The sequence below is a fragment of the Streptomyces sp. NPDC057474 genome, from assembly GCF_042802555.1.
In the GTDB taxonomy this organism is placed as follows: Bacteria; Actinomycetota; Actinomycetes; order Streptomycetales; family Streptomycetaceae; genus Streptomyces.
In genome coordinates this window covers 1-4,210 of the sequence record NZ_JBHVDX010000415.1, presented here as the reverse complement: position 1 = coordinate 4,210, position 4,210 = coordinate 1, and the positions used below count along the sequence as shown (strand labels likewise).

At 68.9% G+C, this 4,210-nt stretch carries 3 protein-coding genes; 1 reads left to right on the top strand and 2 read right to left on the bottom strand.

All coding sequences use genetic code 11. The annotated features are described in order from the left end of the window. Positions 1 to 33 precede the first annotated feature (33 nt). The gene (locus ACFU53_RS46965) at positions 34 to 609 is read right to left on the bottom strand and encodes a YbjN domain-containing protein (RefSeq protein ID WP_384006482.1); all 576 of its coding nucleotides are present in this window, start codon (positions 607 to 609) and stop codon (positions 34 to 36) included. Between the two features lie 232 nt (positions 610 to 841). Then, the gene (gene clpB / locus ACFU53_RS46960; protein WP_384006479.1) at positions 842 to 3,463 is read right to left on the bottom strand and encodes an ATP-dependent chaperone ClpB; all 2,622 of its coding nucleotides are present in this window, start codon (positions 3,461 to 3,463) and stop codon (positions 842 to 844) included. Between the two features lie 197 nt (positions 3,464 to 3,660). On the opposite strand from clpB, the gene ACFU53_RS46955 reads away from it, so the two are divergent. Then, positions 3,661 to 4,074, top strand: a complete 414-nt coding sequence (locus ACFU53_RS46955; RefSeq protein ID WP_384006476.1) for a pyridoxamine 5'-phosphate oxidase family protein — start codon at positions 3,661 to 3,663, stop codon at positions 4,072 to 4,074. Positions 4,075 to 4,210 lie beyond the last annotated feature (136 nt).

Here is a 4,210-nt window from a genome sequence, read left to right as displayed (position 1 = left end):
CTCTCGTACATCTCGAAGGTTTCTGGCCGTGGACTACTTGTCGTCGGCGCCGGCGTCGGTGTCAGCGGCGCCGTCGTCGTCGCCTTCGCCGTCCTTGGGCTTGTCGGCCTCGTCGACGTCCTCGGCCAGGCCGAGCTGCTCGACGAGCCACTTGTCGAACTCGATGGCGGCCCGCACCCAGCTGACCGTCGACGAGACGAAGTGCTCCAGGCTGACGCCGGTGCCGATCAGCAGCTGGGCCTCGCCGATGAGACGGACCGTGCCGTCGTCGTGGGTGTGGCTGTAGACCTTGGGCCACAGGGTGCGGCGGTTCCAGTCGTCGATGGACTCCAGCAGGGCCGGCTTCTCGTCGATCTGGTGCGGGCGGTCGTAGAACGTGCGCACCGAGAAGACCTGCTGGTCACCCTCGCCACGGAACATGAAGTACGTACGGAATTCCTCCCACGGCGCCGCGAGGTCACCCTCGTCGTCGACGACGTACTTCAGCTCCATCTGGTCCAGGAGCTGCTTCACGAGGTCCTGATCCGGAACGACGGGGCCCGCCGGCCCTTGGGGCTGCGGCTCGGGCTGACCCCCGAAGTTCGGAATGGAGGACGGGTCGATTGACATACGTTTCATACTCCTGCAGTCGTCTGGCTCGTCCGGCCGTCGCAGAGCGGAGACCAGACGTACAGATCCCACCCTCTCTCTCTTGGCCCTCGCCCGGCAACCGCCACCGCCGTCGGGATTACCCCGCGCGTCGAATCAGCGACGGGAGTACCGGCTGAATTACGGGTCCCACCGCGCAGCTGCGCGGCCCCGGAGCACTTGCCCCAGGGCCGCGACCGGAGAGCCACTCGGACTACAGCGTCTTACCCGTCCCCTGCTGAGGAACCGGGCCGACGATCAGACCCTCGCCCTCCCCGAACGTGTCCACCCGGACCGTGTCGCCGTCCTTGACCTCGCCGGAGAGGATTTCCTTGGCCAGGCGGTCGCCGATGGCGGTCTGGACGAGGCGGCGGAGCGGGCGGGCTCCGTAGGCCGGGTCGTTGCCCTCGTCGGCGAGCCAGGTCAGGGCCTCGGGGGTGATCTCCAGGGTGAGGCGGCGCTCGGCGAGGCGCTTGGCCAGGCGGTCGATCTGGAGCTTCGCGATGCGCTCCAGCTCCGCCTTGTTCAGCGCGGAGAAGACCACGAGATCGTCGAGGCGGTTGAGGAACTCCGGCTTGAAGGAGGCCCGCACCACGTCCATGACCTGCTGCTTCTTCACCTCCTCGCTGGTGACCGGGTCGACCAGGTACTGGCTTCCCAGGTTCGAGGTGAGGATCAGGATCGTGTTGCGGAAATCGACCGTACGGCCCTGTCCGTCCGTGAGCCGGCCGTCGTCCAGCACCTGCAGGAGGATGTCGAAGACCTCGGGGTGCGCCTTCTCCACCTCGTCCAGCAACACGACCGAGTAGGGACGCCTGCGGACGGACTCCGTCAGCTGGCCGCCCTCCTCGTAGCCGATGTACCCGGGGGGCGCGCCGACGAGCCGGGCCACGCTGTGCTTCTCGCTGTACTCCGACATGTCGATGCGGATCATGGCCCGCTCGTCGTCGAAGAGGAAGTCGGCGAGGGCCTTGGCCAGCTCGGTCTTGCCGACGCCGGTGGGGCCGAGGAAGACGAAGGAGCCGGTGGGGCGGTCGGGGTCGGCGATGCCGGCGCGGGAGCGGCGTACGGCGTCGCTCACCGCCCGTACGGCCTCGCTCTGGCCGATGAGGCGGCGGCCCAGCTCGTCCTCCATGCGGAGCAGCTTCTGGGTCTCGCCCTCCAGCAGGCGGCCCGCCGGGATACCGGTCCAGGCGGCGACGACGTCGGCGATGTCGTCGGAGCCGACCTCGTCCTTGACCATCGTGTTCTTGGAGGCGGCGGCCTCCACCTCGGCCTCGGATGCCTCCTCCAACGCCCGCTCCAGGGTGGGGATCTCGCCGTAGAGCAGCTTGGAGGCCGTGTCGAAGTCGCCGTCGCGCTGGGCGCGTTCGGCCTGGCCGCGCAACTCGTCGAGCTTCTCCTTCAGTTCACCGACGCGGTTGAGGGACTGCTTCTCCTTCTCCCAGCGGGCGGTGAGGTTGCGCAGGTCCTCCTCCTTGTTGGCGAGGTCGCGGCGCAGCTTCTCCAGGCGCTCGCGGGAGGCGGCGTCGGTCTCCTTGTCGAGGGCCATCTCCTCCATGCGGAGCCGGTCCACGGACCGCTGGAGCTCGTCGATCTCGACGGGCGAGGAGTCGATCTCCATCCGGAGCCGGGAGGCGGACTCGTCGACGAGGTCGATGGCCTTGTCGGGCAGGAAGCGGGAGGTGATGTACCGGTCGGAGAGGGTGGCGGCGGCGACCAGTGCCGCGTCCGCGATCACGACCTTGTGGTGGGCCTCGTACCGGCCCTTGAGTCCGCGCAGGATCGCGATGGTGTCCTCGACGGTCGGCTCGGCGACCAGCACCTGCTGGAAGCGGCGCTCCAGCGCCGGGTCCTTCTCGATGCGCTCGCGGTACTCGTCGAGGGTCGTCGCGCCGACCATGCGCAGCTCGCCGCGGGCGAGCATCGGCTTCAGCATGTTGCCGGCGTCCATCGCGGAGTCGCCGCCGGCGCCCGCGCCGACGACCGTGTGCAGCTCGTCGATGAAGGTGATGATCTGGCCGTCGGAGTCCTTGATCTCGGCGAGGACCGTCTTCAGCCGCTCCTCGAACTCCCCCCGGTACTTGGCCCCGGCGACCATGGCGCCGAGGTCGAGGGAGACCAGCCGCTTGTTCTTGAGGGACTCGGGAACGTCGCCCTTCACGATCCGCTGGGCGAGCCCCTCGACGACGGCGGTCTTGCCGACGCCGGGCTCACCGATGAGGACCGGGTTGTTCTTCGTACGGCGGCTGAGCACCTGCACGACGCGCCGGATCTCCTGGTCCCGGCCGATGACCGGGTCGAGCTTGCCCTCACGCGCGGCGGCGGTGAAGTCCGTGCCGAACTTCTCCAGGGCCTTGTACTGGCCTTCCGGATCGGCTGTGGTCACCCGGCGTCCTCCCCTTGTCTTCTGGAACGCCTCCTGCAACTTCCTGGCGTTCGCCCCCTGCCGGGAGAGTACGTCCCCGGCCTGGCCGCCCTTCTCGGCGATGCCGAGCAGGAGGTGCTCGGTGGAGACGTACTCGTCGCCCAGCTCCTTCGCCTTGGCCTGGGCCTCGGCGACCACGCTGAGCAGCTCGCGGTTGGGCTGGGGCGGCGACACGGTGGAGCCGGTCACGCTGGGCAGGCCGGCCAGGATCTTCTCCGCGCCGGCGCGGACGGCCGCCTGATCGGCGTCGACCGCGGCGAGCAGGTCGGTGATGTTCTCGTTGTCCTGGCCCTGGAGCAGAGCCAGCAGCAGGTGGGCGGGGGTGAAGTCGGCGTGTCCCTCGGACACGGCCCGGTTGCTGGCCGCGTTGATCGCGTCCCGGCTCCTGTTGGTCAGCTCGGCGTCCACGTTCGCGTTTCCCTCCTTGCGTCAGCCGTTGCGGCGGTCATTGCGTCGGTCAATCAGTCAGTGATGCCGGACGGGCCCGGTCACAGTGACTTGGGCAACGTGCATAAAGTTGAGTCTATTCCACTCAAGGTGGAGCCGGGGGGGTTCCCGGAGACCTGGGGACCGGGTAACCGGATTCCCCGCTAGATTCCAGGACCGTGAGCACATATCGAGTGGATCCTGGTGACCCTGACGCCGCGTACCTCACCTTCTGGCAGGAGCGCCACCTCTGCACCCTGACCACCCTCCGCGCCGACGGCAGCCCTCATGTGGTGCCCGTCGGGGTTACATACGATCCGGGGGCCCGGCTTGCTCGGGTGATCACCCGTACGGGGAGCGCGAAGGCACGGCACGTGCGCGCCGCGGGGGCCGAGGGCGCCCGGGTCGCGGTGTGCCAGATGGAGGGCCGGCGCTGGGCCACGCTGGAAGGGCTCGCCCGCGTCCACGAGGACCGGGAGCGGGTCGCGGAGGCGGAGCGGCGGTACGCGGAGCGGTACGGCAGGGAGCCACAGCCCAACCCGCTCCGCGTGGTGATCGAGATCGAACTGACGGGGGCGCTGGGGCGTGGCTGACGGTCACCGTCAGCTTCCGGTTGACCTTTTTTCGGACAGATGAGCGGGCGGGTGGGCCCGCGCCGATACCGGTGGACGTCCTGAAATGTCCCTGCAAACCTGCAGCGGCGTCACCGTGTTCAGGTCACGGTGACGC